The 24,749-nt window shown below is 71.1% G+C and carries 25 protein-coding genes; 9 read left to right on the plus strand and 16 right to left on the minus strand.

The window, feature by feature from the left end:
- Positions 1–80: 80 nt before the first annotated feature.
- Positions 81–1,436: a dipeptidase gene (locus tag SGFS_RS07240; protein WP_286248616.1), complete on the plus strand. Its 1,356-nt coding sequence runs from the start codon at positions 81–83 to the stop codon at positions 1,434–1,436.
- A gap of 215 nt (positions 1,437–1,651) precedes the next feature.
- Here SGFS_RS07240 and SGFS_RS07245 read toward each other — a convergent pair whose 3' ends face one another.
- The 3 genes from SGFS_RS07245 to SGFS_RS07255 all read right to left on the minus strand — a co-directional run bounded on the left by SGFS_RS07245 (position 1,652) and on the right by SGFS_RS07255 (position 4,277).
- Entirely contained in the window at positions 1,652–2,689 is a 1,038-nt protein-coding gene (locus tag SGFS_RS07245) for an NUDIX hydrolase (protein WP_286248617.1), read from the minus strand.
- 185 nt (positions 2,690–2,874) lie between these two features.
- The gene (locus SGFS_RS07250) at positions 2,875–3,156 is read right to left on the minus strand and encodes a hypothetical protein (RefSeq protein ID WP_286248619.1); all 282 of its coding nucleotides are present in this window, start codon (positions 3,154–3,156) and stop codon (positions 2,875–2,877) included.
- Between the two features lie 164 nt (positions 3,157–3,320).
- Positions 3,321–4,277 (minus strand): ROK family protein, encoded by a 957-nt coding sequence (locus SGFS_RS07255; RefSeq protein ID WP_286248621.1) that lies wholly within the window; start codon positions 4,275–4,277, stop codon positions 3,321–3,323.
- A gap of 350 nt (positions 4,278–4,627) precedes the next feature.
- On the opposite strand from SGFS_RS07255, the gene SGFS_RS07260 reads away from it, so the two are divergent.
- Together SGFS_RS07260 and SGFS_RS07265 are read left to right on the plus strand one after the other, a co-directional pair.
- Entirely contained in the window at positions 4,628–5,677 is a 1,050-nt protein-coding gene (locus tag SGFS_RS07260; protein WP_286248623.1) for a LacI family DNA-binding transcriptional regulator, read from the plus strand.
- Between the two features lie 3 nt (positions 5,678–5,680).
- The gene (locus tag SGFS_RS07265; protein ID WP_286248624.1) at positions 5,681–6,487 is read left to right on the plus strand and encodes a hypothetical protein; all 807 of its coding nucleotides are present in this window, start codon (positions 5,681–5,683) and stop codon (positions 6,485–6,487) included.
- On the opposite strand, the gene SGFS_RS07270 is transcribed toward SGFS_RS07265, so the two are convergent.
- On the minus strand, positions 6,433–8,202 hold the full coding sequence (locus tag SGFS_RS07270) for a serine/threonine-protein kinase (protein ID WP_286248626.1): 1,770 nt from the start codon (positions 8,200–8,202) through the stop codon (positions 6,433–6,435). The genes SGFS_RS07265 and SGFS_RS07270 overlap by 55 nt on opposite strands.
- Positions 8,203–8,317: 115 nt before the next feature.
- Positions 8,318–9,625: a DUF6986 family protein gene (locus SGFS_RS07275; RefSeq protein ID WP_286248627.1), complete on the minus strand. Its 1,308-nt coding sequence runs from the start codon at positions 9,623–9,625 to the stop codon at positions 8,318–8,320.
- Positions 9,626–9,839: 214 nt separating this feature from the next.
- Between SGFS_RS07275 and SGFS_RS07280 the strand changes: the two genes are divergently transcribed.
- Positions 9,840–10,745 (plus strand): endonuclease/exonuclease/phosphatase family protein, encoded by a 906-nt coding sequence (locus SGFS_RS07280; protein WP_286248629.1) that lies wholly within the window; start codon positions 9,840–9,842, stop codon positions 10,743–10,745.
- Between the two features lie 58 nt (positions 10,746–10,803).
- Here the strand turns inward: SGFS_RS07280 and SGFS_RS07285 are convergent, their stop codons facing one another.
- The 4 genes from SGFS_RS07285 to SGFS_RS07300 all read right to left on the minus strand — a co-directional run bounded on the left by SGFS_RS07285 (position 10,804) and on the right by SGFS_RS07300 (position 14,014).
- Positions 10,804–11,766, minus strand: a complete 963-nt coding sequence (locus SGFS_RS07285) for an electron transfer flavoprotein subunit alpha/FixB family protein (protein WP_286248632.1) — start codon at positions 11,764–11,766, stop codon at positions 10,804–10,806.
- A 96-nt stretch (positions 11,767–11,862) separates the two neighbouring features.
- Positions 11,863–12,648, minus strand: coding sequence for an electron transfer flavoprotein subunit beta/FixA family protein (locus SGFS_RS07290; protein ID WP_286248634.1), 786 nt, complete (start codon positions 12,646–12,648; stop codon positions 11,863–11,865).
- A gap of 205 nt (positions 12,649–12,853) precedes the next feature.
- Positions 12,854–13,363: a flavin reductase family protein gene (locus SGFS_RS07295; protein ID WP_286248635.1), complete on the minus strand. Its 510-nt coding sequence runs from the start codon at positions 13,361–13,363 to the stop codon at positions 12,854–12,856.
- Between the two features lie 237 nt (positions 13,364–13,600).
- On the minus strand, positions 13,601–14,014 hold the full coding sequence (locus SGFS_RS07300; RefSeq protein WP_286248636.1) for a thioredoxin family protein: 414 nt from the start codon (positions 14,012–14,014) through the stop codon (positions 13,601–13,603).
- Positions 14,015–14,089: 75 nt separating this feature from the next.
- On the opposite strand from SGFS_RS07300, the gene SGFS_RS07305 reads away from it, so the two are divergent.
- Together SGFS_RS07305 and SGFS_RS07310 are read left to right on the plus strand one after the other, a co-directional pair.
- Positions 14,090–14,506 (plus strand): DUF4395 domain-containing protein, encoded by a 417-nt coding sequence (locus SGFS_RS07305; protein WP_286248638.1) that lies wholly within the window; start codon positions 14,090–14,092, stop codon positions 14,504–14,506.
- Between the two features lie 226 nt (positions 14,507–14,732).
- Positions 14,733–15,461 (plus strand): lysophospholipid acyltransferase family protein, encoded by a 729-nt coding sequence (locus SGFS_RS07310; protein ID WP_286248639.1) that lies wholly within the window; start codon positions 14,733–14,735, stop codon positions 15,459–15,461.
- Positions 15,462–15,468: 7 nt separating this feature from the next.
- Here the strand turns inward: SGFS_RS07310 and SGFS_RS07315 are convergent, their stop codons facing one another.
- The 4 genes from SGFS_RS07315 to SGFS_RS07330 form a co-directional block, all read right to left on the minus strand.
- The gene (locus SGFS_RS07315) at positions 15,469–16,062 is read right to left on the minus strand and encodes a transglutaminase domain-containing protein (protein ID WP_286248641.1); all 594 of its coding nucleotides are present in this window, start codon (positions 16,060–16,062) and stop codon (positions 15,469–15,471) included.
- An 82-nt stretch (positions 16,063–16,144) separates the two neighbouring features.
- Positions 16,145–17,215, minus strand: a complete 1,071-nt coding sequence (locus SGFS_RS07320; RefSeq protein ID WP_286248643.1) for a threonine aldolase family protein — start codon at positions 17,213–17,215, stop codon at positions 16,145–16,147.
- Entirely contained in the window at positions 17,212–17,970 is a 759-nt protein-coding gene (locus SGFS_RS07325; RefSeq protein ID WP_286248644.1) for an SDR family oxidoreductase, read from the minus strand. Before SGFS_RS07325 ends, SGFS_RS07320 begins: the two co-directional genes overlap by 4 nt.
- Positions 17,971–18,005: 35 nt before the next feature.
- Positions 18,006–19,403, minus strand: coding sequence for a DUF6421 family protein (locus SGFS_RS07330; RefSeq protein WP_286248646.1), 1,398 nt, complete (start codon positions 19,401–19,403; stop codon positions 18,006–18,008).
- A 330-nt stretch (positions 19,404–19,733) separates the two neighbouring features.
- Here SGFS_RS07330 and SGFS_RS07335 point away from each other — a divergent pair, with 330 nt between their 5' ends.
- The gene (locus tag SGFS_RS07335; RefSeq protein WP_286248648.1) at positions 19,734–20,417 is read left to right on the plus strand and encodes a glycerophosphodiester phosphodiesterase; all 684 of its coding nucleotides are present in this window, start codon (positions 19,734–19,736) and stop codon (positions 20,415–20,417) included.
- 15 nt (positions 20,418–20,432) lie between these two features.
- Here SGFS_RS07335 and SGFS_RS07340 read toward each other — a convergent pair whose 3' ends face one another.
- A complete protein-coding gene (locus SGFS_RS07340) occupies positions 20,433–20,972 on the minus strand; it encodes a GNAT family N-acetyltransferase (RefSeq protein WP_286248649.1) in 540 nt (179 codons plus the stop codon).
- Between the two features lie 185 nt (positions 20,973–21,157).
- Here SGFS_RS07340 and SGFS_RS07345 point away from each other — a divergent pair, with 185 nt between their 5' ends.
- Positions 21,158–21,550 carry a VOC family protein gene (locus SGFS_RS07345; RefSeq protein WP_286248653.1) on the plus strand — a complete coding sequence of 131 codons (393 nt, stop codon included), beginning with the start codon at positions 21,158–21,160 and terminating at the stop codon, positions 21,548–21,550.
- Positions 21,551–21,630: 80 nt separating this feature from the next.
- Complete coding sequence (locus tag SGFS_RS07350; protein WP_286248655.1) at positions 21,631–22,395, plus strand: VOC family protein; 765 nt, start codon at positions 21,631–21,633, stop codon at positions 22,393–22,395.
- A gap of 33 nt (positions 22,396–22,428) precedes the next feature.
- Here SGFS_RS07350 and SGFS_RS07355 read toward each other — a convergent pair whose 3' ends face one another.
- Positions 22,429–22,977 (minus strand): MarR family winged helix-turn-helix transcriptional regulator, encoded by a 549-nt coding sequence (locus SGFS_RS07355; protein ID WP_286248657.1) that lies wholly within the window; start codon positions 22,975–22,977, stop codon positions 22,429–22,431.
- Complete coding sequence (locus SGFS_RS07360) at positions 22,974–24,620, minus strand: FUSC family protein (protein WP_286248659.1); 1,647 nt, start codon at positions 24,618–24,620, stop codon at positions 22,974–22,976. Before SGFS_RS07360 ends, SGFS_RS07355 begins: the two co-directional genes overlap by 4 nt.
- Between the last annotated feature and the right edge of the window lie 129 nt (positions 24,621–24,749).

The raw sequence follows: 24,749 nt of genomic DNA on the forward strand, positions 1-24,749 counted from the left end.
GAACACGGGTAGAGGCGTGTGCGACCACTTACCCGAGTACGTCCCAGAAGGACAATGTCGCACCCACGAGGAGCGTGCCCATGTCGTCGAATCCGGTCGCCGAGACCGTCGCCTCGCTGATGCCCAGGGCGAAGCGGGAACTCACCGAACTGGTGGCGTTCAGGTCGGTGGCGGACTTCGACCAGTTCCCGAGGAGCGAGAGCGAGGGTGCCGCCCGCTGGGTCGCCGACGCGCTCACCGCCGAGGGCTTCGAGGACGTGTCCCTGCTCGACACCCCCGACGGCACCCAGTCCGTGTACGGCTACCTGCCCGGCCCCGAGGGCGCGAAGACGGTCCTGCTGTACGCGCACTACGACGTGCAGCCCCCGCTGGACGAGGCCGCCTGGGTCTCGCCGCCGTTCGAGCTGACCGAGCGCAACGGCCGCTGGTACGGGCGCGGCGCGGCCGACTGCAAGGGCGGGGTGATCATGCACCTGCTCGCGCTGCGGGCGCTCAAGGCGAACGGCGGGGTCCCGGTCCACGTCAAGGTGATCGCCGAGGGCTCGGAGGAGATGGGCACGGGCGGCCTGGAGCGTTACGCCGAGCAGCACCCCGAACTGCTGGCCGCCGACACGATCGTGATCGGCGACGCGGGCAACTTCCGGGTCGGCCTGCCGACGGTCACCTCGACCCTGCGCGGTATGACCCTCCTGCGCGTCAAGGTCGACACCCTCGCGGGCAACCTGCACTCGGGCCAGTTCGGCGGCGCGGCCCCCGACGCCCTGGCCGCGCTGATCCGCGTACTGGACTCGCTGCGCGCCGAGGACGGTTCGACGACGGTCGACGGCCTCGCGGGCGACACCGCGTGGGACGGCCTGCAGTACGCCGACGAGCAGTTCCGCCAGGACGCCAAGGTCCTCGACGGTGTGGAGCTGATCGGTTCGGGCACGGTCGCGGACCGTATCTGGGCGCGCCCGGCGGTCACCGTCCTCGGCATCGACTGCCCGCCGGTGATCGGCGCGACCCCGTCGGTGCAGGCGAGCGCCCGCGCCCTGGTCAGCCTGCGGGTGCCGCCGGGCGTGGACGCGGGCGAGGCGAACAAGCTGCTCCAGGCCCACCTGGAGGCCCATGTGCCGTGGGGCGCCCAGGTGGCCTGCGAGCAGATCGGCCAGGGCCAGGCTTTCCGCGCCGACACCTCCAGCCCGGCGTACGGTGCCATGGCCGCGGCCATGGCCGTCGCGTACCCGGGCCAGGAGATGCAGTACGCGGGCCAGGGCGGCTCCATCCCGCTGTGCAACACCCTCGCGTCCCTGTACCCGGACGCGGAGATCCTCCTCATCGGCCTGAGCGAGCCCGAGGCCCAGATCCACGCGGTCAACGAAAGCGTGTCACCGGAGGAGTTGGAGCGGCTGTCGGTGACGGAGGCCCTGTTCCTGCGCAACTACGCGGCGAGCTGACGTACGTGTGACGGGGGGCCAGGGCGTGCCTCACCGTTCCCGTCCGCCCCGCGACGCCGTGCACGCTCCCCACTGCCTCAAGTGCGCGGGAGATGCCCCCACGCGCCGCACCGGGCGCAGACCCTCATACAGCCAGTACCAGGGTCTGCGCCCGGCGGGCGCGAGGCCGCCCTCCGGGCGACGACGGGAAGGGTGAGACAGGCCCTGGACCAGCCCTAGACCGGTATCCCGGCCTCCAGGTACAGCGCGGCACCCCGCTCCCGGGCCCTGAGCGCCCACCTGAGCCGCTCGTAGCGCACGGGCGGCAGCAGGTCGGCTGCCTCCTCCTCGGTGACGAACCGCCAGTCGCGCAGTTCGGGGCCGGGCAGCACCGGGCGTTGCTCCCCGGCGGTGTCGAGGTGCCCGCCGTCGTAGAGGAGGCGGAGGCCGCCGTAGCCGGGTGGTGCGGGCGGTTCCCAGTCGACGACGAGGAGCCGGGGTACGGCGTCGAGCCGTATGCCGGTCTCCTCCATCACCTCGCGCATGCCGGCCCGCGCGGGCGCCTCGCCCGACTCCACGACTCCGCCGGGGAACTCCCAGCCGGCCTTGTACGTCGGATCGACGAGCAGCACCCGGTCCCGCTCGTCGAAGAGCAGGACCCCGGCGGCGAGGGTCTCGGAGGTGGGTTCGGGCGTCTGCACGATGTCGCAGACGGGCACGGAGTCGGTGCGTACGGCGTCTGCGATACGGCACGCCGTCTCGTACGGGGTGAGGGTGCTGGTGTCGACGAGGTGGGCGTCGGCGGTGAGCCATCCGCCGAGCGCGGCGCGGTAGGGAGCGATGTGGTCGTACGCCCATTGCCGCACGCGCATCTCGCCGTCGGGGAGGTCGGGCGGGACGTCCCGCCCGGCTATTCGCTCACGCAGTATCGTTTCGGCCGGGGCGAGGAGCAGATGCCGTACGGGTATGCGGCGTGCGGCGAGGCCGCCGAAGATCTCGTCGCGGTAGTCCTGCCGGAGCAGGGTCATGGGGACCACGAGGGTGCCGCCCATCTCGGCGAGCAGCGCGGCCGCGGTGTCGATCACGAGCCGTCGCCAGCTCGGCAGGTCCTGGAAGTCGCCGACCTCTGCGAGGCGTTTGGCCGGCAGCATGTGTGTCAGTGCGCCGCCGATGACCTCGGGGTCGAAGAGCGTGCTGTTCGGGATCAGGTCGATCAGTTCCCGTGCGGTGGTGGACTTCCCCGCACCGAACGCACCGTTGATCCAGACGATCACGGTTCCCCCTCTTCTGTTGACCCCCAGAGGCTTGCCCCGCACCCTGCCACGGAAACCAGCCGCTGACGAGCGGACGCATCACACCTGATAGAGACACATACGCGACGGCGGGTTCCCCTTCCGGTCGGAAGACCGGTGGGGAACCCGCCGTGCTGTGTCCGTGGCCCTCGGCCTTCGCGGCCGACCTAGCCCTCCCGGCCCTCCTGGCCCTTCTTGCCGTCCTGACCGGCCTTGGCACCCTTGGCACCCTTGTCGTCCTTGCCACCCAGAACGTCGTCGGCGCCGGCGAGGCTGTCGCCGGCGACCGTCGTGTCGAGGGTCCCGAGGGTGCCCTCGACGTCCAGTTTGCTCAGGGCGTCGGTCTTGCCGAGCGTGTCGTCGGCTTCGAGACCGTGCGACGGCGTGATGGCCGCGACGACGAAACCGGTGGCGAGGGAGGCGATGGCAAGCATGCTGCGCTTCTTCATGCCCCCCTCAACTGCCCGACGGGGCAAGGGGTCACGGCCGATTCCCGATCCGCTCGGGTGGACGGGGTTCGTTGGCGGGCGCGGGTTCGATCAGCTTCTCGCGCAGTTCCTGGTGCCCGAAGGGACGCGGGGAACTGCGCGACAAGCCCCCACCGGGCCGCGCCCTACCCCACCCCCGCCCCCGACGCGCTCCCCCGGCGTGCCAGCGCCGCCGCTGCCGCGCCCACCAGCCCCGCGTCCGTGCCCATCTCGGCGGGCACCACGGTCAGCCCGCGTACGAACGACAGCGTGGCGTAGCTCTTCAGCGCGGTGCGCAGCGGGGCGAAGAGGACCTCGCCCGCCTTGCCGACTCCCCCGCCGACGACCGCGATGTCGATCTCGACGAGGGTCGCGGTCGCGGCGATACCGGCGGCGAGGGCCTGCGCGGCGCGCTCGAAGGAGGCCACGGCGACCGGGTCACCGGCACGCGCGGCGGCGGCCACCGCCGCGGCCGAGGTGTCGCCGTCGGGGCCGGGCCGCCAGCCGCCCGCCAGGGCCCGGCGAGCGATGTTGGGGCCGCTCGCGATGCCCTCCACACAGCCCCGGGAACCGCAGGGGCAGGGGTCGCCGTCGAGGTCCACACAGATGTGACCGATGTGACCGGCGTTGCCGGTGGGGCCCGCGTGGAGCCGTCCACCGAGGACCAGACCGCCCCCGACGCCCGTCGACACCACCATGCACAGCGCGTTGTCGTGGCCCCGGGCCGCGCCCTGCCAGTGCTCGGCGGCCGTGATGGCCACGCCGTCGCCGATCAGCTCGACGGGCAGTCCGCCGGTGACCGCCCGGACCCGCTCTACCAGGGGGAACGCACGCCAGCCGGGCACATTCACCGGGCTCACCGTGCCCGTGGAGGCGTCCACCGGACCCGCGCTGCCGATGCCGATCACCGTCACCGCGCTCCACTGCGGGGTGGCCGTCAGCTCGGCGAGCACCTCCTCGACGGCCCGCATCACGGTGTCGCCGTCCTCCCGAGCGGGCGTGGGGCGCTGCGCGCGCACCAGGATCCGGCCGTGGCCGTCCACCAGCGCCCCGGCGATCTTGGTGCCGCCGATGTCGAGCGCGGCCACGAGGTCGGTCTGCATCAGTTTCGGTTCTCCCGCTACGAGTGTCCTACCGGGCCCGGAGGCAGGTGCCCGGATCCCCGACCGGGCGACGGGCGGCATGACGCAGGCCTGGTCCAGAAAACGGCAGCGTGACGCTCGCCTGGTGGGGGTGCAGGCCGGAGAATGCGATGGACAGTCTCTCCCCACTGTGACAACGTTGTCCAGGCTCTATGCTCGACGCCACATCCTCCACAGCCGTACGAAACCGACACACCGCCACCGGCATCGCCCGGCACCCCCCATGGCACCGCCCGCCGCGGCGGCACACCCGCCGCCCCACGCGGCATCAGCGACAACGCCCCGTGGCCCACAGGACAGGACAGCGCATCGTGCCAGAGACCGCCCATCGCATCGCCCGCCAGGACCGGAACCGTTACGGCAACCGTCCCACGATGAAGGACGTGGCGGCCCGGGCCGGAGTAGGCCTGAAGACGGTCTCCCGGGTGGTGAACGGCGAGCCGGGTGTCACCCCGGACACCGAGCGCCGGGTCCAAGAGGCGATAGACGCGCTCGGCTTCCGGCGCAACGACAGCGCGCGGGTGCTGCGCAAGGGCCGCACAGCCAGCATCGGCCTGGTCCTGGAGGACCTCGCCGATCCGTTCTACGGTCCGCTCAGCCGGGCGGTGGAGGAGGTGTCCCGTGCCCACGGCTCGCTGCTGATCAACGGGTCCAGCGCCGAGGACCCGGACCGGGAGCAGGAGTTGGCGCTGGCGCTGTGCGCGCGCCGGGTGGACGGGCTGCTGATCATCCCGGCCGGTGACGACCACCGCTATCTGGAGCCCGAGATCAGGGCGGGTGTCGCCACGGTGTTCCTGGACCGCCCGGCGGGGCGGATCGACGCCGACGTCGTGCTGTCGGACAACTTCGGCGGGGCCCGCGACGGCGTCGCGCACCTCATCGCCCACGGCCATCGCCGCATCGGCTTCATCGGCGACATGCCACGCATCCACACCGCGGCCGAGCGGCTGCGCGGCTACCGGGCGGCGATGGAGGACGCCGGCATCCCGGTCGAGGACGCGTGGATGTCGCTGGGCGTCACCGACCCCGAGCGGGTCCGCCGGGCGGCCGAGGCGATGCTCTCCGGCCCCACGCCCGTCACGGCGGTCTTCGCGGCCAACAACCGCGTGACGGTCACGGTCGTACGGGTACTGGCGGAGCACACCCGCCGGGTCGCCCTCGTCGGCTTCGACGACTTCGAGCTGGCCGATCTGCTCCGGCCGGGCGTCACGGTCGTCGCGCAGGACGCCGCCCAGCTGGGCCGCAAGGCGGCCGAGCGCCTCTTCGGGCAGTTGGACGGCACCCTCGACACCCCTGAGCGCATCGAGCTCCCGACCCGGCTGATCGCCCGTGGCTCGGGCGAACTCCCGCCTGCGGACTGATCGTTGGCGGCCACCGATCCCCGTACGCTCGAAGCGCTCGGCCTCGCCCTGGCGCCCCGCGACGACCCACTGAGCTATCCGGGCGCCTGGCCCGAGGAGTCCGCGCTGCTGGACGGCAACCGGCTCCTGCCGCTGGACCGGCTCGTGTTCGAGGACCGCGTCCCCGTCCTCGCCGTCGGCTCCAACGCCTGCCCCGCGCAGCTCGTGCACAAGATGGCGGAGCACGGCGTGGCGTGCCGGATCCCCATGGTCAGGGCCCGGGTCACCGGCATCGAGATCGGCGTCTCCGCCCACGTGAGCGTCGTGGGATACGTCTCCGCCTCGCCCTTCCACGCCCCCGGTGTCACCCGCGATCTCTTCGTCACATGGCTGGACGCGGCCCAGCTCGCCGTCGTCGACGCCAGCGAGGGGATCGACTCACCTACGGGTCCGTTCGACCGTGCCGTGCTGCCCGCCGCCGAGTTCCGCGTCGAGCTGGGGCCGGGCGAGGTCCTCGACGGCGACGTGTGCGTCTACGTCAACCGGCGAGGCGTCCTGCACAACGGCGACGCGACACCGCGCCCGCACCCCGGCGAGCGGGCGCTGCTCACCGAACTCCTCACCGGTTCACCGGAGTTGAGGGAACTCTTCGGCGTCACCCCCGACGACTTCTGCGCCCGGGCACGCGGCGACCGTGAACGATGCGCCCGTGGAACGCGCCTGTTCGGCGAGCACAAGTGGACGACGGCATCCGGGCTCGAACCCTACGTACGGTCTCAGCAGACGGGGAGTCCGGGCACCGGCTCGTCGTTGCCGCCGCCCTTGATGTAGACGACGCTGACGAACACATCGGTGTTGCCGCTGTCGTCGTCGGTCTTGGCCCACCAGACGTTGGTCCACTTGCCGGAGGTTTCTCGGCGGCCCAGGTTCTGCTGGCAGTAGAAGTAGTTGGTGCCCGCGTTGAGGACGCCGACCTCGGTGCCGGAGGCGGTGTACGACTTGGCCGTGGTCCAGACCGTGCAGTTGTATTTGGCTCCGCCGATGGAGAAGCAGGAGGGTTCGGGGGTGGACTCGCCGCCGCCGGTCGAACCTCCGCTGCTCGATCCCCCGGAGGAACCGCCCGAGTCGTCGTCCGAGCCGCCCGAACCGCCGCCCGTGGTATCGCCGTCGGCGCCCTTCGACGGGGAGTCGGTCGCGTCGGTGTCCGTCCCGTCGTCCTTGTCGGCCTTCTCGCTGGGGCTCGGGGACTTCTTGTCGCCCTTGTCCGTGGTGTCGGAGTCGTCGGAGAGATCGACCGAGCCTCGGCTGGGGCCCTTGGAGGGGGCGGCGCTGTCGTCGGTTGAGGACCCGGCACCCGTCCTGGCGCCGTCGCCGTTGTCGAGCAGCGCGACGGTCACGCCGACGGCCGCGAGGACGACGGTGACGGCCACGCCGGCGAGCAGGGCACGGCCCTTGCGGCGGGGCGTGTCCGGGGCGGACACGGTGGTGACGGCGCCTGAGGCGGGAGCCGCAGGCTGAGACGCCCCGGCTCCGCCGACGACCGGCGCGGGTCCGAAGTGCGCACCCCCGGTACTCGGCCCGGCCGGTCCGAACCCCGGTGGCACCGACGGAACGCTCCGCTCGGTCTCCTCCCTCGGCGGGATCGGGGCAACGCCCGCCTCCGGCGACGGAGTGTCCGGGTCGGCAGCTGCCCCGGCCGCCACGGCCTCCAGCAGCTCGCGTGCCCGGACGGCGTCGGGGCGGCCCTCCGGCCTCTTGTCCAACAGCTGCCGCAGTACGGGTCCCAGCGGGCCCGACCGCTGCGGCTCCGGCAACGGCTCGGCCACGATCGCGGTCAGCGTCGACCAGGTCGACGTGCGCCGGAACGGGGACGCTCCCTCGACGGCCGCGTACAGGGTGGCGCCGAGGGCCCAGACGTCGGAGGCGGGGCCGGGGTCGTGGCCCTGAGCGCGCTCGGGGGCCAAGTAGTCGAGGGACCCGACGAGTTCACCGCTGCGGGTCAGATGGGTGGCCGAGCCGTCGCCGGGGTTCTCCATCGTGGCGATACCGAAGTCGGTGAGGACGACGCGGCCGGAGCTGTCGAGGAGGATGTTGCCGGGCTTGACGTCGCGGTGGAGTACGCCGACCCGGTGGGCGGCGGCAAGGGCTTCCATGACCTTGGCGCCGATGGCGGCGGCCTCGCGCGGGTCGAGCAGGCCGCGGTCGCGCAGGACGTCGTCGAGGGACGGGCCGTCGACCAGCTCCATGACGATCAGCGGGCGGCCGTCGATCTCGGCCACGTCGTGCACGGCGACGACCCCGGGGTGCCGGACGCGGGCGGCGGCCCTGGCCTCACGCTGCATCCGCAGCCCCAGGTCGGCCAGTTCGGGCCCGGCCGCGTCCGTGTAGGTGCGCAGTTCCTTGACGGCGACCTCTCGGTGGAGCACCTCGTCCACGGCCCGCCAGACGACCCCCATCCCGCCGCGTCCGAGCTGCTCCACGACCCGGTACCGCCCGGCGAGCAACCGCCCGACACCGTCCGCCTGTTCGTTCGCCCCCGAAGACACCTACGCCCCGTTCCTGTGACACACCGATGGGTGGGCGTACAGCCTACGATGCCCGGCGGGACGCGCCGGACCGGCGACAACTGCTGTCACAGGACCGCTACTTACCCCGCTCCCCTCACTGCCCGGAGATCGTCAGATCCGCCCTGCGGGGCGCCGCGAAGCCTTCCAGTTCGGTGCGGGTCAGGCCGGTCGTCGCCCTGGTCACCTCGTCGATGTCGAGGGCGCCGCAGTCGAGGCCACGCAGAAGGTAGCCGCTGAGGGCCTTGGCGGTGGCGGGCTCGTCCATGACGTCGCCACCGGCGCGGCTGGCGTAGCGGGCGAGGCGGGCGGCGGCCTGTTCGTAGCCCTCGCGGTAGAAGGCGAAGACGGCGGCGTAGCGGGTGGGGATGTGGCCGGGGTGCATGTCCCAGCCCTGGTAGTAGGCGCGGGCCAGCGCCCGTCGCGTCAGGCCGTAGTGCAGTCGCCAGGCGTCGTGGACCTTCTCCGTCGTACCGACGGGGAGAACGTTGGTCGAGCCGTCCGAGACGCGTACGCCCGTGCCCGCCGCCGCGACCTGCATGATCGCCTTGGCGTGGTCGGCGGCCGGGTGGTCGCTGGCCTGGTAGGCGGCGGAGACGCCGAGGCAGGCGCTGTAGTCGAAGGTGCCGTAGTGCAGTCCGGTGGCGCGGCCCTCGGCGGCGTCGATCATGCGGGCGACGGTGGCGGTGCCGTCGGCGGCGAGGATGGACTGGCTGGTCTCGATCTGGATCTCGAAGCCGATCCGGCCCGGCGTGAGGCCCCACGCCTTCTCGAAGGCCTCCAGCAACCGGACCATCGCCGTGACCTGCTCGGCGTACGTCACCTTGGGCAGGGTAAGGACCAGCCCGTCGGGCAGTCCGCCCGCCTCCATCAGGCCGGTCAGGAAGATGTCGAGCGTACGGATGCCCCGGTCCCGGACCGGCGCCTCCATGCACTTCATGCGGATGCCCATGTACGGGGCGGCCGTGCCCTTCGCGTACGCCTCCGCGATCAGCCGGGCCGCGCGGGCGGCCGTCTCGTCCTCCTCGGCGTCGGGGCGCGGGCCGTATCCGTCCTCGAAGTCGACGCGCAGGTCCTCGATGGGCTCGCGCTCCAGCTTCGCGCGGACGCGGGAGTACACCGGCTCGGCGAGACCGTCGCTCAGACCGAGGACGGCGGCGAAGGAGGCGGCGTCGGGGGCGTGCTCGTCGAGGGCGGTGAGCGCACGGTCGCCCCAGGTGCGCAGGGTGTCGGCGGTGAAGTCGTCACCGGGGACGTAGACGGTGTGGACGGGCTGGCGGGTGCCGGGGTCTCCCGGGTAGCGGCGCTCCAGCTCGGCGTCGACGGGGACGAGGGACGCGCTGATCTCCTCGCTCACGGCGCCCGCGAGACTCGTCACCACGTTCTCCTGACGACCCTGCCCCATTCCACACCCTCCGCTTCCCGAACAATACTTCACGCTTTTTCCGTACTACGGAATCAATAATCCGTATACCGAAGCTAAGCGTCGATCTTCCCGGCGGTCAACACCGTCTCGAAGTGGGATTCCCCATGCTTCCCCCCAGGTCACTGCTGACTCACCTCCTTCTTCCGTATTCACTACGCACCCTTCATCCTGACTCCCAAGGGGAGGAGACCGCGTGCCGAACGCCGCGAGACTGTCGCGACGGCAGGGGCTCAAGAGCGCCGCTGCCGCCGCCATCGCCGGGCCACTGCTGACCACGGCGGGGTCGTCACTACCGGCCGCCGCCGGTGAGTACACGGGGGCCCTGAGCGTCATGACGTTCAATCTGCGCTTCGCGACCACCGTCGACAGCACACCGACCTGGGCGGTACGCCGCCCGGTGATGCGGGAACTGCTGCGTCGGCAGCGACCGCACATCATCGGCACCCAGGAGGGGCTCTACCAGCAGCTGCGCATGATCGAGCAGGATCTCGGCGGGCACTACGACTGGATCGGCACCGGTCGCGGGGGCGGCAGCAAGGACGAGTTCATGGCGATCTTCTACGACACCCGGCGGCTGGCCCCGATCGAGTACGACCACTTCTGGCTGTCCGACACCCCGTACACGATCGCCTCCAACACCTGGGGCGCGGACTGGCTGCGCATGGTGACCTGGGTGCGGTTCGCCGATCTCGCCGACGGGGAGCGGGAGTTCTATGTCCTCAACACCCATCTGGACAGCGTCAGCCAGTACGCCCGTGAGCGCGCCGCGGAGCTCATCGGCGAGACGATCGCCGGGTTCGACCGGGCGCTACCGGTGATCGTCACCGGCGACTTCAACGCGGCCGCCCACGACAACCCGGTCTACGACCTGATGCTGGACGCCGGTCTGGTGGACGCGTGGGACGAGGCGGGCTCGCGCAGCCCGGCGTACGGGACGTACCACGGCTACAAGCCGCTGAAGCCGGACGGCAGACGCATCGACTGGATCCTCACCACGCCCGGGGTGAAGGCCCATTGGGCGGCGATGAACACGTTCTCGCTGGACGGGATGTATCCGAGCGACCATCTGCCGGTACAGGCCTCGCTGACCCTGGGATGAGCCGAGGCCCCCACGACCGTTCGTGCGGTCGTGGGGGCCTCGGGCGCTCGGTGGAGGGTCAGCCCTTGCGGGTGTTGATCTCTTCGGTGAGCTGGGGGACGACGTCGAAGAGGTCGCCGACGACGCCGTAGTCGACGAGGTCGAAGATGGGGGCTTCGGCGTCCTTGTTGACGGCGACGATGGTCTTGGAGGTCTGCATGCCGGCGCGGTGCTGGATGGCGCCGGAGATGCCGTTGGCGATGTACAGCTGCGGGGAGACGGACTTGCCGGTCTGGCCGACCTGGTTGGTGTGCGGGTACCAGCCGGCGTCCACCGCGGCGCGCGAGGCGCCGACGGCCGCGCCGAGGGAGTCGGCGAGTGCCTCGATGATCGCGAAGTTCTCGGTGCCGTTGACGCCGCGGCCGCCGGAGACGACGATCGCGGCCTCGGTCAGCTCCGGGCGTCCGGTGGACTCGCGCGGGGTGCGGGCGGTGACCTTGGTGCCGGTGGCCAGCGCCCCGAAGGTCACCTCCAGCGCCTCGACCGCGCCGGCGGCCGGGGCGGCCTCGACGGCGGCGGAGTTGGGCTTGACCGTGATGACCGGGGTGCCCTTGGAGACACGGGTCTTGGTGGTGAAGGAGGCGGCGAACACCGACTGGGTGGCCACGGGGCCGGAGTCGCCGGCTTCGAGGTCGACGGCGTCGGTGATGATGCCGGAGCCGATGCGCAGGGCGAGGCGGGCGGCGATCTCCTTGCCCTCGGCGGAGGAGGGGACGAGGACGGCGGCCGGGGAGACGGCCTCGACGGCGGCCTGGAGGGCGTCGACCTTGGGGACGACGAGGTAGTCGGCGTACTCGGCGGCGTCGTGGGTCAGGACGCGGGTCGCGCCGTGCTCGGCGAGCGCGGCGGCGGTGTCGGCGGCGCCGTTGCCGAGCGCGACGGCGACGGGCTCGCCGATGCGGCGGGCCAGGGTCAGCAGCTCCAGGGTGGGCTTGCGGACGGCACCGTCCACGTGGTCGACGTAGACGAGAACTTCAGCCATGGGAATGCTCTCCTGCGGATTGCGAAGTCTGAGAAGCCTGAGGGGCGGTGAAGGGGTCGGGGCCCGGCAGGCGCGATGCCCGGGGCCCGCCGACCCTTAGATGAACTTCTGGCTCGCGAGGAACTCGGCGAGCTGCTTGCCGCCCTCGCCCTCGTCCTTGACGATCGTCCCGGCGGTACGCGCCGGGCGCTCGGCCGCGGAGTCGACGGCCGTCCAGGCGCCCTCCAGACCGACTTCCTCGGCCTCGATGTCGAGGTCGGACAGGTCCCAGGATGCCACCGGCTTCTTCTTCGCCGCCATGATGCCCTTGAAGGAGGGGTAACGCGCCTCGCCCGACTGGTCGGTGACCGACACGACCGCCGGCAGGGACGCCTCCAGCCGCTCCGACGCCGCGTCACCGTCCCGACGGCCCTTGACCACGCCGTCCTCGACGGAGACCTCGGACAGCAGGGTCACCTGGGGGACACCCAGACGCTCGGCGACCAGCGCCGGGACGATACCGCCGGTACCGTCGGTGGACGCCATGCCGGAGATCACCAGGTCGTAGCCGGCCTTCTCGATCGCCTTGGCCAGCACCAGCGACGTACCGATCGCGTCCGTGCCGTGCAGGTCGTCGTCCTCCACGTGGATCGCCTTGTCGGCGCCCATCGACAGCGCCTTGCGCAGCGCGTCCTTGGCGTCCTCGGGACCCACGGTCAGCACGGTGATCTCGGCATCGTCGGCCTCGTCGGCGATCTGCAGCGCCTGCTCGACCGCGTACTCGTCCAACTCGGAGAGCAGACCGTCCACGTCGTCACGGTCGACGGTCAGGTCATCGGCGAAGTGCCGGTCGCCGGTGGCGTCGGGCACGTACTTCACAGTGACAACGATCCTCAAGCTCACGCCGGCTCTCCTACTGCATCGTCATTTCCGGGCTGCCTTCTTGCAGGCAGCATAGGCGCCTGAAGCGGCCGATCCCGATCGGGGCGACCTGCGCTCCGAACGAATATTACTCGCCAGTACGACGTCTACGCTCCCGCACTTCGTGCCCGCTAAGCAAGCGCTTTGAACTGTGAGGTAGGCAACCCTGTGTAACCAATCGTCGGTTTCAGTCGCGCAGACCGCTGAACCGCCCCTGGTGATACAGCAGTGGACGCCCGGGACCCGACGGATCGCCGAGGACGACCTCGGCAAGGACGATGCGGTGGTCGCCCGCGGGGACGCGCGCCACGACCCGGCAGACCAGCCACGCGAGCACGTCATCGAGGACGGGAACTCCCTCGGGCCCACTGCGCCATCCGGTGGGCGCGCCGAAGCGGTCGGCGCCGCTGCGGGCGAAGGTGGCGGCCAGCTCCTGCTGATGCTCGCCGAGTATGTGCACGCCGACGTGGTCGGCCTCGGAGATCACCGGCCAGCTCGAGGCGCCGGTGCCGATGCCGAACGACAGCATCGGGGGCTCGGCGGAGACCGAGGTGAGCGAGGTGGCGGTGAAACCGACAGGACCGGTGGCGCCCCGCGCCGTGATCACCGCCACACCGGCCGCGTGCTGCCGGAAGACGGAGCGCAGGAGTTCGGGGGAGGCGAGCCGGGGCGAACCGAGGCCGGAGATGGTCGTCATGGAGTTGTCCTTCTGCTGGAGTCGACGAGGTCCGTGGCTGCTCAAGAGCCCGGACAGCGCGAACTCGCCGTGCGGACCAGGTCCACATGGACGCGCTCGAAGAGAAGGAGTTCCTGGGGCATACGGTCAGGTTGACGATAGGTGAGGCGTACAGTCAAGCGTGTTCCGGAATCCGGAAGATGCGTCACAAGTCACCCCCTGAACCGTCGTTCGGCTCCGCTCGGCCGCACGGAGTGTTCACACGGCCTCGCCGAGCGCGGCGATGACGTCCGCCTTGCGGGGCTGCCCCGTGGCCCGCCGTACGATCCGGCCGTCCGCGTCGAGCACGAGCACGGTCGGCGTCTTGAGGATGTCGAGCCGGCGGACGAGGTCGAGATGCTCCTCGGCGTCGATCTCCACATGGGCGACCCCGGGGACCACTCCGGCCACCTCTGCGAGGACCCTCCTGGTCGCCCGGCAAGGCGCGCAGAAGGCGCTGGAGAACTGGACGAGCGTGGCCCGTTCACCGAGCCCCTCTCCCAACTCCGCCGCGCCGAGCCGTTTCTCGCCGTCCCGCCCGCGCACCCTGACTCTCCCGCTCCGCCGCTGATGCAGCACTCCGTAGGCGCTCGCCGCCGCGAGCACCACAGCACACACCACAAGTCCGGTCACAGCGTGGTGCAGCGTTCACGAGACTGCAAAGATTCCCGGCTCCCCGAAAAGATTGGCCTGCGGAATGCTTGCGTCATGGACATCGATGTGAGGGGGCCGCGCTTCGGGGCGGCTGTGACGACCGTGGTGCTGGCACTCGTGCTGATCACCGGCAGCGCCTGGCTGTTGGCCTGGCAGACGCTGGCGTTCGCGCTGGGCGCGGCGGGCGGGGTGGGGCGTTCACCGTACGGCTGGGTGTTCCGCACGGCGGTCCGACCGCGGATCGGGGCGCCGGCGGAGTTCGAGGCTCCCCAGCCGCCGCGCTTCGCCCAGGCCGTGGGGCTGGTCTTCGCGGTAACCGGTTTGATCGGTTACACGCTCGGCCCCGAGTGGCTGGGGTTGGCGGCGACCGGGGCGGCGCTCGCGGCAGCCTTCCTGAACGCGGTGTTCGGGTACTGCCTCGGGTGCGAGGTCTATCTGCTCGCGCGCCGTGTCGCCGTACGCGTCCAGTAAGGACGAGGTGAGGGTGAAGTAAGGGCGAGGTAAGGACCGGTGGGGCGAACACGGATGGCGGCTCGGGGAGGCGACGTGACAAGAATCTCGCCGTTCGCGGGCGCGAGGACTGGCTACTCGTGCGTTCTTGGGGCACGATCTGCGAGATGCCGTAAACCTACGGCTGCGTAACTTCCCGCCGGGAATCCCTTCCCAGGCAGAGCAGAGAGAAGGGTCCACCCCGTCCATGGCTGAGCTCGCCTACCGTCCCGCCATCGGTCTCGCCCAGACGTTGTTCAAGGCCTGGGACCTGAAGATCGACTGCAAGGGTTCGGAGAACATCCCGCGCTCGGGCGGTGCGGTCCTGGTGAGCAACCACATCAGCTATCTGGACTTCATCTTCGACGGCCTGGCGGCGCTCCCGCAGAAGCGTCTGGTGCGGTTCATGGCCAAGGAGTCGGTGTTCCGGCACAAGATCTCCGGCCCGCTGATGCGGAACATGCGGCACATCCCGGTGGACCGCAAGCAGGGTGAGGCGGCCTACGCTCACGCGCTGGACTCGCTGCGCTCCGGCGAGATCATCGGGGTCTTCCCCGAGGCCACGATCTCGCAGTCGTTCACCCTGAAGAGCTTCAAGTCGGGCGCCGCCCGGCTGGCCCAGGAGGCGGGCGTCCCGCTGATCCCGATGGCCGTGTGGGGCACGCAGCGGCTGTGGACCAAGGGCCACCCGCGCAACTTCAAGCGCAGCCACATCCCGATCACGATCCGGGTCGGCGAGGCCCTCGAGGCCTCCAAGGACAAGTACGCCGGCGCCATCACCCGGCAGCTGCGTGAGCGGGTGCAGGAGCTGCTCGAAGCCGCGCAGCGCGCCTACCCGGTCCGCCCCAAGGGGCCGGACGACACCTGGTGGATGCCCGCACACCTGGGCGGCACGGCCCCGACGCCGGAGCAGGTCCGCGAGGCCGAGGCCCGCTGACGCGCCCTCAGAGGGCGGCGGGGAGCGTCCTCCAGAGGTGCGGCCGGTCAGGGGCGGCCCTGAGCGCGTCCAACACGGCGGGGTGCGGTGTCGCGTACAGCGTCGGGTAGTCCCGCTCCCCCGCCGCGGCGTCCGGCACGAAGGCCAGGCGCTCCCCGTCCAGTGAGAAGTGCGCGTCCACGCCCGGTTTGTTGCCGCGCGGGTCCTGGCGGTGCCAGGCGCCGTTGAAGCGTACGGCGACCAGGCCGTGTACGCAGTGCCCCGCACCGCCGTCGTACGTCAGCCGCTGATAGCAGAGCGCCGTCGGGATGTCCTCGGCGCGCAGCAGTGCGGCCAGGGCGTGGGCCTTGGCGTAGCAGATGCCGGTGCGCTGCTCCAGGACGTCGGAGGCGCGCCAGGTGACGCGCGGGTCGTCGGCGTCCTGTGAGTGCGGAACGGTGTCGCGGACGTATTCGAACGCCGCTCGCGCATAGTCATACGAGTCGACCACCCCCATGGCGAGACGGGCAGCCGTCTTCCGCACCAGGGGGTGGTCGTGGTCGATGGCCTCGTCGGCGGCCAGGTATGCGGACAGGTCGGGGTCTTGCTGGATCGGCTCCATGTCCGCAGAGCATAGGAAAACGATCACCCAGGAGTCAATAACTTTTCCGCTGATCGCATATCTATGCACGACCTGGCCTGGATCAGCGGGCCATCTCCTCCTTGAGGGCCGCGAGAAACGCGTCCACGTCGTCCTCGGTCGTGTCGAACGCGCACATCCAGCGCACGACACCGGCCGACTCGTCCCAGAAGTAGAACCGGAACCGCTTCTGCAGACGCTCGCTCACATCGTGCGGAAGCCGGGCGAAGACGCCGTTGGCCTGCACCGGGTAGAGGATCTCCACGCCGTGCACGGCACGGACGCCCTCGGCGAGACGCTGGGCCATCTCATTGGCGTGGCGGGCGTTGCGCAGCCACAGGTCCTTGGCGAGCAGGGCCTCCAACTGCACGGACACGAAACGCATCTTGGAGGCGAGCTGCATGGACAGCTTGCGCAGATGCTTCATATGGCTGACGGCGTCCTGGTTGATGACGACGACGGCCTCGCCGAACAGGGCGCCGTTCTTCGTCCCGCCGAGCGAGAGGATGTCGACGCCGACCGCGTTGGTGAACGTACGCATCGGCACGTTCAGGGCGGCGGCCGCGTTGGCTATCCGGGAGCCGTCCAGGTGGACCTTCATGCCGTGGGCGTGGGCGTGGTCGCAGATCGCGCGAATCTCGTCGGGCGTGTAGAGGGTGCCCAGTTCCGTGCTCTGGGTGATCGAGACGACCTGCGGCATCGCGCGGTGCTCGTCCTCCCAGCCGTACGCCTGCCTGTCGATCAGCTCGGGGGTGAGCTTGCCGTCGGGCGTGGGGACGGTGAGGAGCTTCAGCCCGCCCATGCGTTCGGGCGCGCCGCCCTCGTCGACGTGGATGTGCGCGCTCTCGGCACAGATCACCGCGCCCCAGCGGTCGGTGACCGCCTGGAGCGCGACGACGTTCGCGCCGGTGCCGTTGAAGACGGGGAACGCCTCCGCCGTGGCGCCGAAGTGGCTGCGCACGATCCGCTGGAGGTTCTCGGTGTAGTCGTCCTCGCCGTACGCGACCTGGTGCCCGCCGTTGGCCAGGGCCAGGGCGGCGAGCACCTCGGGGTGGGCCCCCGCGTAGTTGTCACTGGCGAAGCCTCGGACCTCCGGGTCGTGATGACGGCGGGCGTCGGTCTTCGGTGGGTTCACGGCTGCTCGGTCAGCCACAGACGGTTTCCGTTCACTTCGGCGGCGGGCCGCTCCCAGACGCCGACGATGGCCTCGGCCAGCTCGCCCACGTCGGTGAAGCCCGCGAACTTCGCGTTGGGACGCTCGGCGCGCATCGCGTCGTGCACCAGTGCCTTCACCACCAGGATCGCAGCCGCGGAGGTGGGCCCGTGGGCGCCCCCGGCCTTGCGGAAGAAGTCCGCGAGGGCCAGCGTCCAGGCCTCGGCGGCGGCCTTGGCGGCGGCGTAGGAGGCGTTGCCGGCGGTCGGTCTGCTGGCGCCGGCCGCGCTGATCAGGAGGTACCGGCCGCGTTCGCTGCGCTGGAGTGCCTCGTGGAAGGCGAGGGAGGTGTGCTGGACGGTGCGGATGAGCAGCAGCTCCAGAAAGTCCCAGTCGTCGAGGCTGGTCTTGGTGAAGGTCTCGCTGCCGCGCCAGCCGCCGACGAGGTGGATCAGGCCGTCGACCCGGCCGAAGTCCTTCTCGACACGGGTGGCCCAGTCGTGGGTCGACTGCAGGTCGAGCAGATCGACCGTGTCGCCGACGACGGTGGCGCCGCCGTGGGCGTAGCGGGCCGCGTCCACGGCCTCGGCCAGGCGCTCCGGGTCGTTGTCGGAGCCGACGACGATCGCGCCCGCGTCGGCGAGCCGCAGCAGTGTCGCCCGACCCGCGGGTCCACCCGCGCCGGCCACCGCGACAACCGCACCGCTCAGTACCCCGGTCCCGTTCCCCACCATCATCCTCGCCTCCTGAGCAGCGTCTGCCGTACGGGTGGTCACGCGGCGGCTCGCTCGGCGTTCGCCGCGGTGATGCCCTTGGTGGAGGCGATCACGTTCTTCAGCTTCTTGGCGAGCGCCTCATAGAACATGCTGAGCGGAAACTCGTCCGGAAGCACGTCGTCGACGAGTTTGCGCGGCTGCTGGGTCAGGTCCAGGGCGTCCGGGCCCTTGGCCCAGCGGGAGCCCGGGTGCGGGGCGAGATACGTGGAGACCAGCTCGTATCCGGCGAACCAGTGGACGAGCTTCGGGCGGTCGATGCCGTCCCGGTAGAGCTTCTCGATGTCGGCGCACAGCTCGTTGGTGACCTGCGGCGCGCGCTGCCAGTCGATGTACAGCTTGTTGTCGGTCCAGCGGACGACGTCGTGCTTGTGCAGATAGGCGAAGAGGAGCTGGCCGCCGAGGCCGTCGTAGTTGCGGACGCGCTCGCCGGTCACCGGGAAGCGGAACATGCGGTCGAAGAGCACGGCGTACTGCACGTCACGGGCCTGCGGGACGCCGTCGGCCTCCAGCTTCACGGCCTCCTTGAAGGCGGTGAGGTCGCAGCGCAGCTCTTCGAGGCCGTACATCCAGAACGGCTGGCGCTGCTTGATCATGAAGGGGTCGAAGGGCAGGTCGCCATGGCTGTGGGTGCGGTCGTGGACCATGTCCCACAGGACGAAGGCCTCCTCGCAGCGCTTCTGGTCGGCGACCATCTCGCTGATGTCCTCGGGCAGTTCGAGGCCGAGGATGTCGACGGCCGCCGCGGTGACCCGGCGGAAGCGGGCGGCCTCGCGGTCGCAGAAGATGCCGCCCCAGGAGAAGCGCGCGGGGGCCTCTCTTACGGCGATGGTCTCCGGGAAGAGGACGGCCGAGTTGGTGTCGTACCCGGACGTGAAGTCCTCGAAGGTGATGCCGCAGAACAGCGGGTTGTCGTAGCGGGTGCGCTCCAGCTCGGCCAGCCAGTCGGGCCAGACCATGCGCAGCACCACCGCTTCGAGGTTGCGGTCGGGGTTGCCGTTCTGCGTGTACATCGGGAAGACGACCAGGTGCGTCAGGCCGTCCGCGCGGTTCGCGGCGGGCTGGAAGGCCAGCAGCGAGTCGAGGAAGTCGGGCACCTTGAAACCGTCGTCGGCCCAGCGCCGCAGGTCCTTGCCGAGCGCCTGGTGGTACGCGGCGTCGTGCGGCAGCAGCGGGGAAAGGTTCTGGACGGCGTCGATGACGCACTGCACGGCCAGTTCGACGTCCGACTGGTCCGGGGCGCGCTCGGCGTCGAAGTCGATCGAACCGTCCTTGGACTGCCATGGCCGGATCCGCTCCACGGCATCCTTGAGCACGGGCCAGGCCGGGTGATCCACCACCCTGCCTCCAGGAGGAACCTGCTCCTCCGCACCCACCTGCACAAGAATTTCCGTCATGACCCATCCTCCACGGGAGAACTTTTCGTAAGGACACCGTATGTAGGCCGAGCGCGGTACCGCAAGACCGGCCAAGATCACGCTCCGGCAACCGGTCACGGCCGGCGGGGTCAACCCGCACCGGACTCGCCCACTCATGGATGACCCGGCGCAGACCGAAAGGTGGCGAAACGGTCCTGTTCTCCGGCGGGATACCGGGTGACACCGCCCGAAGGCCCCGTGCACGTGCGGATGCATCGACGGTCCGGGGGACTACGCTGCGGCCTTGCCGCGTGCCGCCCCCTTCCCGGTCACGCGGGCCGAGCCGCCGTCGACGGAAGCGAGTCCACCTTGAACTTCCTCACCATCGGTCACCGCGGAGTCATGGGTGTCGAACCCGAGAACACCCTCCGCTCCTTCGTCGCCGCCGACAGGGCGGGCCTCGACGTCATCGAACTCGATCTGCATCTGAGCAAGGACGGCGCGCTCGTCGTCATGCACGACGCGGACGTGGACCGTACGACGGACGGCGCGGGCCCGATCGCCGAGAAGACCCTCGCGGAGCTGCGCGCCCTGGACGCGGGCCGGGGTGAGCGGATCCCCACCTTCGAGGAGGTCCTGGACGCGGTACGGGCACCGCTCCAGGCCGAGATCAAGGATGTGGCGGCGGCGCGTGCGCTCGCCGAGGTCATGCACCGGCGCGATCTGGTGGGCCGGGTCGAGGTGTTGTCGTTCCACGACGAGGCGGTCGCCGAGATCGCCCACCTCGTCCCGGGCGTGCGCACCGCGCTGGTCGCCAGCCGCTACGGCACCGACGTCGTGGACCGCGCCGTCGCCGTGGGCGCCACCACCCTCGTACTGAACATCCGGCGCCTCACCCTGGAGGTCGTCGAGCGCGCCCGCAAGGAGAACCTGAGAATCATCGGCTGGGTGGTGAACACCCAGGACCATCTGCGGCTGGTGCGCGCGCTGCAACTGGACGGCGCGACGACCGACTACCCGGACATCAAACGGACGGGCCGCTTCACGGCGTAGGACCCTTGCAGGGGCTCAGACGAGTCCCTTGACCAGCAGCTCGAACTGCAGGTCGTCGCGCTGCGGAACGCCGAAGCGCTCGTCGCCGTACGGGAACGGGGTCATCCGTCCCGTACGGCGGTAGCCGCGCCGCTCGTACCAGGCGATGAGGTCGTTCCGTACGGAGATCACCGTCATGTGCATCTCCGTGACACCCCAGGTCCTGCGGGCCTGCCGCTCCGCCTCCGCGATGATCACCTTGCCGAGGCCGCCGCCCTGGAGCGCGGGACTCACCGCGAACATCCCGAAGTAGGCGTGGTCCCCGCGGTGTTCGAGCTGGCAGCAGGCGACGACCGTGCCGTCCCGCTCGACGGTCACCAGACGGCTGTCGGGCGACTTGATCACCGCGATCACGCCCTCGGGGTCGGTGCGCTGCCCGTGCAGGATGTCCGCCTCCGTGGTCCAGCCCGCCCGGCTCGCGTCCCCCCGGTACGCCGACTCGATCAGCGCGACGAGGGTGTCCACGTCGTCGCCGGTGGCATCACGGAAGGTCAGGCCGGTGGCGGTGGTGTCCATGAACGCTCCTGACGGATCTCTGCGCGACTCGGGCACGCACGAGCGTAACGCCCGGCTCCCTAAGGCCTGTCCGGCGGATCATGCCGGGGCTTCGGGAAGCGGCGACCGACGACAACGCGGCAGATGTGCGTGGCAGACCCCGCGGCCCAGGCGTGATCCGCCGGACAGGCCCTAGGCTTCGGTGCATGGTCCATGTGCTGAGCAGCCGCATCCTTCTCCGCCCCACCGATCCCGAGCGCTCCCACGGCTTCTACGGTGAGCAGCTGGGCCTTCCCGTCTACCGCGAGTTCGGTACGGGTGACCATCGCGGCGTCGTCTATTTCCTCGGCGGCGGCTTCCTGGAGGTCGCGGGCCGCTCGGAGACCCCGCCTTCGCCCGCGCTGAAGCTGTGGCTCCAGGTGGTGGACGTGACGGCGGCGTACAAGGAGCTGTCGGCCGTGGGGGTGGAGGTGCGGCGGGCGCCGGTGAAGGAGCCGTGGGGGCTGATCGAGATGTGGATCGCCGACCCGGACGGCACGGAGATCGTGCTGGTGGAGATCCCGGCGGACCATCCGCTGCGGTACCGGCCGGGGCTCTGAGCCCGCCCCCGCGTCCGGTGGCCGGGGTCGGGGCGCGGGCATAGCGTGCTGGAGGAGGTTTTCCTTCCGGGAGGAACGCCATGAGGTTCGAGAAGCCGGTGACCGGCGGGCCCTGCTGGACCGAGCTCGGGACCCGTGATCTGCCGGGGACCGAGCGGTTCTACACCGAGCTGTTCGGGTGGCGTCCCCAGATGGATCAGCGTGAGGAGATGGGCGGCTACACGATCGCGCATCTCGGGGACGCCCCGGTCGCCGGCCTCGTGCCGCTGGGCGAGGAGACGGCGCCGGTCGCCTGGTACGTGACGTTCGCCGTGGCGGACGTGGACGCTGCCGTGGCGAAGGTCGGGGCGGCGGGCGGCTCGGTGGTGATGGAGGCCGGGGACGTCCCGGACATGGGGCGCTTCGCGGCTGCCTCGGATCCCGACGGCGCGCCGTTCCAGCTCTGGCAGGACCGTGGTTTCGCCGGGGCAGGGCTGCTCAACGCGCCGGGCGCGCTCGGCTGGGTGGAACTGCTGACCCGCGCGCCCGAGCGCGCCAAGCTCTTCTACCCCGAGGTGTTCGGCTGGAGCGTCAACGCCTCCGAGCGGTACACGCGGTGGGGCATCGGCGGTGCCGAGTTCGGCGGCATGGTCACGATGGACGAGAAGTTCCCGCCGGAGGTGCCCGCGCACTGGCTGCCGTACTTCGCCGTCGAGGACGTCGACGACACGGCCCGCGTCGCGGCCGAGGCGGGCGGCGCGATCCTCATGGAGCCGACGACGGTGCCGGAGGGGCCCCGCATCGCGGTGCTACGGGACCCCCAAGGCGCGGTGTTCGGGGTGTACTCGGCGGGCCAGGAGGGCTGAACTCCGGCCCGCTGCGAGGGAGCGGCTAGGGCCCTAAGCGCGCGGCAGGCCGAGTCTGCCCTCCAGTTGGAGCAGCAACTCCCCCAGCAGACGCGCGAGTTCCCGTTGTCTGTCGGCGTCGACTCCCGACAGTACGGCCGTCTCGTACGCCAGTTGCTCCGGGAGTACGGCGTCGACCAGGTCGCGTCCGGTGTCGGTGAGGCGGACGTGGGCGACGCGGCGGTCACGGGTGTCGCCGCGCCGTTCGACCAGGCCCCGCTCGGTCAGGACCTTCAGGCGTTTGGTGACGGCGGCCCCGGAGGCGAAGGTCTCCCGGGCGATCTCGCTGGGGGTCAGCTCATGGCCCGTGCGGCGCAGGGTGCCGAGGACGTCGAACTCGGGGCGGGTGAGCCCGGCGCGGCGCAGCGGGGCGTCCTCGGCCTGCTGGAGGAGGGCGGCGCAGCGGTTGACGCGGCCGATGATCTCCATCGGCGCGGTGTCGAGACCGGGATGCACCGACTGCCACTGACGCACCACCTTGGAGACCGTGTCCCCGAGAACCGCGCCGTTCCCCGTAGCCGTCCGCCCGCTGCCTGCCGTCATGCCCGTGCACCCTCCGCAACATCCCAGCCGTGCCGTCGTACCGTCGCCGCGAGCGTACGGTGTGCGGCCGCCTCGGCATGCGTCACCCGGTCCGTCGGCAGGTCGCGTTGCCACCATTCGCCGGCGGCGGCCTCGGTGGTGACGCGCAGTTCGACCAGCGCGGCGGCGAGGGCGCGCCGGGCGGAGTCCAGCGCCCCGGGGGCGGACCGTGTGTCGGTGGCGGTGCGGGCCGTGTGCTCCCGGGCGCGCTCCACAGCGGTGAGGGCCTGCTCGACGCGTTCGCCGGCGCGCCGGTTGGTGACGGCGATCGCCGCGGCGAGGCCGACGAGGGCGCCCACGACGGTGTCCGCGAGCCGGTCGGTGATCAGCTCGCCGGGGTTCTCCAGGTGCGCGAACTCGGTGACGAGCAGCGCCAGCGGGGTCACGCAGATCGTGCCGAGCCAGTAGTTGCGGCTGATCAGCGCCTCGGCGCCGAAATTGAGGGCAAGGCAGCACAGGACGAGCGCCGCCGCGTGGAGGTGGGCGAGCGGGACGATGACGGCGAAGAGCAGTACGCCGACGAGGTTGCCAGCGACGCGCTGCACGCCCCGGCTCCAGGTGAGGGTGACGTTCGCCTGGTACAGCGAGGCGGCGGTGACCAGCGCCCAGTAGGGCCTGCCGACGCCGAGCGCGAGGGAGGCGTATCCGGCGAGGGCGCAACCGAGGCCGGTGCGCAGGGCGAGGGGGCCGAGGGTGCGCCACAACGCGGTTGAGGTCGTGGGGAGTTCGGTCGGCTCGCCGTGTCCTTCCACATTCGGTACGGGTCGACCGCTGAGCAACTCCCGCGCCCAGGAGCGCAGTTGTCCGGCGTCGGTGTCGCCGGGCGCGGCGAGCGCGACCTCGGCTCGGGTGAGGAGCTGTGCGAGGGCGCGCCGGGGTTCGGTTCGCCGTCCGGTGGAGCGGAGGATCTGCCAAGCGTTGTGCACGGCGGCTGCGGCAGCGCCCCTGGTCCTCGGTCCCTCGGCCTGCGAGGTCCCGCCCCGGGCCGCCCCGACGGCCACCCTGGCGACCGCTTCGACGTGGAGCGCCGCCGCGTTCAGGGCCTGGGCGGTGGCGCGGCGCTCGGGCCCGTACGGGCGTACGAGGCCGGGGGCCATGCACACCAGCCATGCCCAGGCGCCCGTGGCGGCGGCCAGGGCGAGATGGCCGGGCACCTGACCGAGGGTCTGCGGCGCGAACAGGGCCGCCGAGGTGACGAAGGTGAAGATGACATGGGCGGGCGGCCCGATCCTGGTCGCGTCGCAGAGCACCTTCTGCACGGCGGCCAGCAGCGCGCCCACGGTGACCAGGACCACCGCGTCGGCGGTGAGCGACGCGACGACGAGCGCCACCGCGAGGCCGCCGACCATGCCGAGGACCACCCCGGCCAGGGCACGGGCACGGGCGGCGTAGGGGCGGTTGTGGGCGTAGAGCGCGCAGAGCGACCCCGCCATCGCGTACATCGCCAGGTCGAGGCGGTCGAGCGCGAGCAGCGCCAGGTTCGGCGGGGCCGTCGCCGCGATCACGCTCAGCGCGGGCTTGAACCAGATCTCCGAGGGCCGTCCGGCGCGGAGCACCCCGGAGAGCGGGAGCCGACGGACACGCGGGGATCTGAGGCTCTTCATGGAATAACCTTAGCAGGTGTTTTATCCGTGAAATAGATTGCGCCCCGCACGCTCCCCGAGTACACCCTTGCGCTCGTATGCGCCCCACTTCGTACGGGCATGCCCTGACCGACTGTCCGACACCGTCGA

This window comes from Streptomyces graminofaciens, from assembly GCF_030294945.1.
GTDB lineage: Bacteria > Actinomycetota > Actinomycetes > Streptomycetales > Streptomycetaceae > Streptomyces > Streptomyces graminofaciens.

What these genes read in the sequence shown, in the direction of transcription:
- SGFS_RS07310 (WP_286248639.1), top strand. Translation starts at nt 14,733, where the DNA reads ATGGCTGAGCTCGCCTACCGTCCCGCCATCGGTCTCGCCCAGACGTTG.
- SGFS_RS07360 (WP_286248659.1), bottom strand. Translation starts at nt 24,620, where the DNA reads ATGAAGAGCCTCAGATCCCCGCGTGTCCGTCGGCTCCCGCTCTCCGGG.
- SGFS_RS07240 (WP_286248616.1), top strand. Translation starts at nt 81, where the DNA reads ATGTCGTCGAATCCGGTCGCCGAGACCGTCGCCTCGCTGATGCCCAGG.
- SGFS_RS07275 (WP_286248627.1), bottom strand. Translation starts at nt 9,625, where the DNA reads ATGGGGCAGGGTCGTCAGGAGAACGTGGTGACGAGTCTCGCGGGCGCC.
- SGFS_RS07355 (WP_286248657.1), bottom strand. Translation starts at nt 22,977, where the DNA reads ATGACGGCAGGCAGCGGGCGGACGGCTACGGGGAACGGCGCGGTTCTC.
- SGFS_RS07305 (WP_286248638.1), top strand. Translation starts at nt 14,090, where the DNA reads ATGGACATCGATGTGAGGGGGCCGCGCTTCGGGGCGGCTGTGACGACC.
- SGFS_RS07315 (WP_286248641.1), bottom strand. Translation starts at nt 16,062, where the DNA reads ATGGAGCCGATCCAGCAAGACCCCGACCTGTCCGCATACCTGGCCGCC.
- SGFS_RS07350 (WP_286248655.1), top strand. Translation starts at nt 21,631, where the DNA reads ATGAGGTTCGAGAAGCCGGTGACCGGCGGGCCCTGCTGGACCGAGCTC.
- SGFS_RS07330 (WP_286248646.1), bottom strand. Translation starts at nt 19,403, where the DNA reads ATGACGGAAATTCTTGTGCAGGTGGGTGCGGAGGAGCAGGTTCCTCCT.
- SGFS_RS07345 (WP_286248653.1), top strand. Translation starts at nt 21,158, where the DNA reads ATGGTCCATGTGCTGAGCAGCCGCATCCTTCTCCGCCCCACCGATCCC.
- SGFS_RS07340 (WP_286248649.1), bottom strand. Translation starts at nt 20,972, where the DNA reads ATGGACACCACCGCCACCGGCCTGACCTTCCGTGATGCCACCGGCGAC.
- SGFS_RS07285 (WP_286248632.1), bottom strand. Translation starts at nt 11,766, where the DNA reads ATGGCTGAAGTTCTCGTCTACGTCGACCACGTGGACGGTGCCGTCCGC.
- SGFS_RS07255 (WP_286248621.1), bottom strand. Translation starts at nt 4,277, where the DNA reads ATGCAGACCGACCTCGTGGCCGCGCTCGACATCGGCGGCACCAAGATC.
- SGFS_RS07325 (WP_286248644.1), bottom strand. Translation starts at nt 17,970, where the DNA reads ATGATGGTGGGGAACGGGACCGGGGTACTGAGCGGTGCGGTTGTCGCG.
- SGFS_RS07295 (WP_286248635.1), bottom strand. Translation starts at nt 13,363, where the DNA reads ATGACGACCATCTCCGGCCTCGGTTCGCCCCGGCTCGCCTCCCCCGAA.
- SGFS_RS07250 (WP_286248619.1), bottom strand. Translation starts at nt 3,156, where the DNA reads ATGAAGAAGCGCAGCATGCTTGCCATCGCCTCCCTCGCCACCGGTTTC.